The organism is bacterium, assembly GCA_030654305.1.
GTDB lineage: Bacteria > Krumholzibacteriota > Krumholzibacteriia > LZORAL124-64-63 > LZORAL124-64-63 > PNOJ01.
Genome location: JAURXS010000119.1, coordinates 1 through 2,475 on the forward strand (window position 1 = coordinate 1; position 2,475 = coordinate 2,475).

Sequence of the window (2,475 nt, forward strand, 5' to 3'; positions counted from 1 at the left end):
GCCGCCAGCGCCTCCGGCCGCACCGCCCGTCCAGGCCGCCGCCCCCGCTCCGCGCCCGCCGATGGGCGCGGCGCCGCGCGGCGCCGCGGCTCCCTTGGGCGGCCAGACCCGCACGTACCAGCCGTCGCATGACCGCCGCGACGACCGGCCCTCGACCACCACCTATCGCCCCGAGCGCGCCCCGGGCCGCTTCGAGAACGCCAATTTCGGACAGCGCGCGCCGCGCACCGACGCCCGCCCGCCGCGCGACGACGCCGGTCCGCCGCGCCGTGACGACCGCGGCCCGCCGCAGCAAGCCGACCGCGGTCCGCGGCCGCCGGAAGGCACTGTCCGTTATTCGGCCCTGGCGCCCCGCCCGGCGCCGGGCGCGCCCCGTGGTCCCGGAGGCCCGCGCGGTCCCGGCGGCTCGCGGGTCGGTCCCGCCGCCCCGCCCGCCACGCCCGAGGTCCAGCGCGCCACCCGCCAGGCTCCGCGGCCCGGCGGCGCGGTCATGGATCGCCGTCCCGACGAGGACGACCGTCGCCGTGACGCCGGCCCGGGCAAGGCCATCAGCCGCGCCAAGGGCGCGCCGATGCGCCGCGAAGGCCGCCTGACTATCCAGACCGTCGCCGGCGACGCCGAGGGCGCCGAGCGGATGCGGTCGCTCGCCTCCGTCCGCCGCGCCCGCGAACGCGAGCGTGAACAGCGCAAGGGCGGCGCCGTCGAACAGGCCCGCGTCTCCCGCGAGGTCATCATCCCCGACGTGATCACGGTGGGCGAACTCGCCAACCGGATGGCCACGCGCGGGGTCGAGATCATCAAGTTCCTGATGCGTCAGGGCGTGATGCTGAAGATCAACGACGTCATCGACAACGATACCGCAGAGCTGGTGGCCACCGAATTCGGCCACACCGTGAAGCGCGTCTCGGAGGCCGACGTCGAAGAGGGCTTCATCAAGGCCGAGGACGTCGACGATCACCTGCTGCCGCGTCCGCCGGTGGTGACCATCATGGGACACGTCGACCACGGCAAGACCTCGCTGCTGGACGCCCTGCGCGCCAGCGACGTGGTTTCCGGCGAGCACGGCGGCATCACCCAGCACATCGGCGCCTACCAGGTGCGCCTGGAAAACGGCCAGGCGGTCACCTTCCTCGACACCCCCGGTCACGCCGCCTTCTCCGCCATGCGGATGCGTGGCGCGAACGTGACGGACATCGTGGTGCTGGTGGTGGCGGCCGACGACGGCGTGATGCCCCAGACCATCGAGGCGATCGACCACGCCAAGGCGGCCGGCGCCCCGATCATCGTGGCCATCAACAAGATCGACAAGCCGGGCGCCGACCCGACGCGGGTGATCAACGAGCTGCTTCAGCACGAGATCGTGGTGGAAAGCCTCGGCGGCGACACCCAGGCCATCCAGATCTCCGCCAAGGAGAAGATGGGCCTGGACGACCTGATCGAGGCCATCCTGCTGCAGGCCGAGGTGCTCGACCTGAAGGCCAACCCCGACCGCACCGCCGACGGCGTGGTGATCGAGGCCAAGCTGGATCGCGGCCGCGGCGCCGTCTCCACCGTGCTGGTCAAGCGCGGCACCCTGAAGCGCGGCGACATCGTCGTGGCCGGCGACACCTTCGGCCGCGTCCGCGCGCTGCTGAACGAGCGCGGCGAGCAACTCGACTCGGCCGGGCCCTCGGTGCCGGTGGAGATCCTGGGCCTCGACGGCACGCCCGCGCCGGGCGAACCGTTCGCGGTCGTGGAGAACGACGCCCGCGCCCGCGAGCTGACCGACTATCGCGTGCGGATGAAGCGCGAGAAGACCGGTTCGCCGATGCAGGGCGCCAGCCTCGCCGACATGATGGCCAAGCTCGCCGACAAGAAGGTCTCCGAGCTGCCGGTCATCATCAAGGCCGACGTGCAGGGGTCCGCCGAAGCTATCGTCGGCTCGCTGGACAAGCTGGCCCACGAGGAGGTCCGCGCGCGGATCATCCTGTCGGGCGCCGGCGCGATCAGCGAAAGCGACGTGATGCTGGCCAAGGGCGCCGGCTCGCCGATCCTGGGCTTCAACGTCCGCGCCTCCAAGCAGGCGCAGGCGCTGGCCGAGCGCGAAGGCGTTGAGATCCGTTACTACGCGGTGATCTACGATCTGATCGACGACATCAAGGGCGTGCTCTCGGGCATGCTGGCCCCGATCCAGCGCGAAACCTTCCTCGGCAACGCCGAGGTCCTGCAGGCCTTCGACATCTCCAAGGTCGGCCGGGTCGCGGGTTGTAAGGTCACCGAAGGCGTGGTCCGCAAGGGCGCGCGCGTCCGGATCATCCGCCAGGACGTGGTGGTGCTGGAACTGGGCGTGCTTCAGACGCTCAAGCGCTTCAAGGACGAGGTCAACGAGGTCCCGTCCGGCCAGGAGTGCGGCATGGCGTTCCAGGGCTTCCAGGACATCAAGGCCGGCGACGTCATCGAGTGCTTCACCCTCGAAGAGGTCAAGCGGACCCTCTA

1 protein-coding gene is annotated in these 2,475 nt (G+C 71.5%); it reads left to right on the plus strand.

Annotated features, from left to right (window positions below; all coding sequences use genetic code 11):
- Nucleotides 1-2,475: translation initiation factor IF-2 (gene infB / locus Q7W29_03200; GenBank protein MDO9170817.1), on the plus strand; the 2,475-nt coding region annotated here is incomplete at both ends.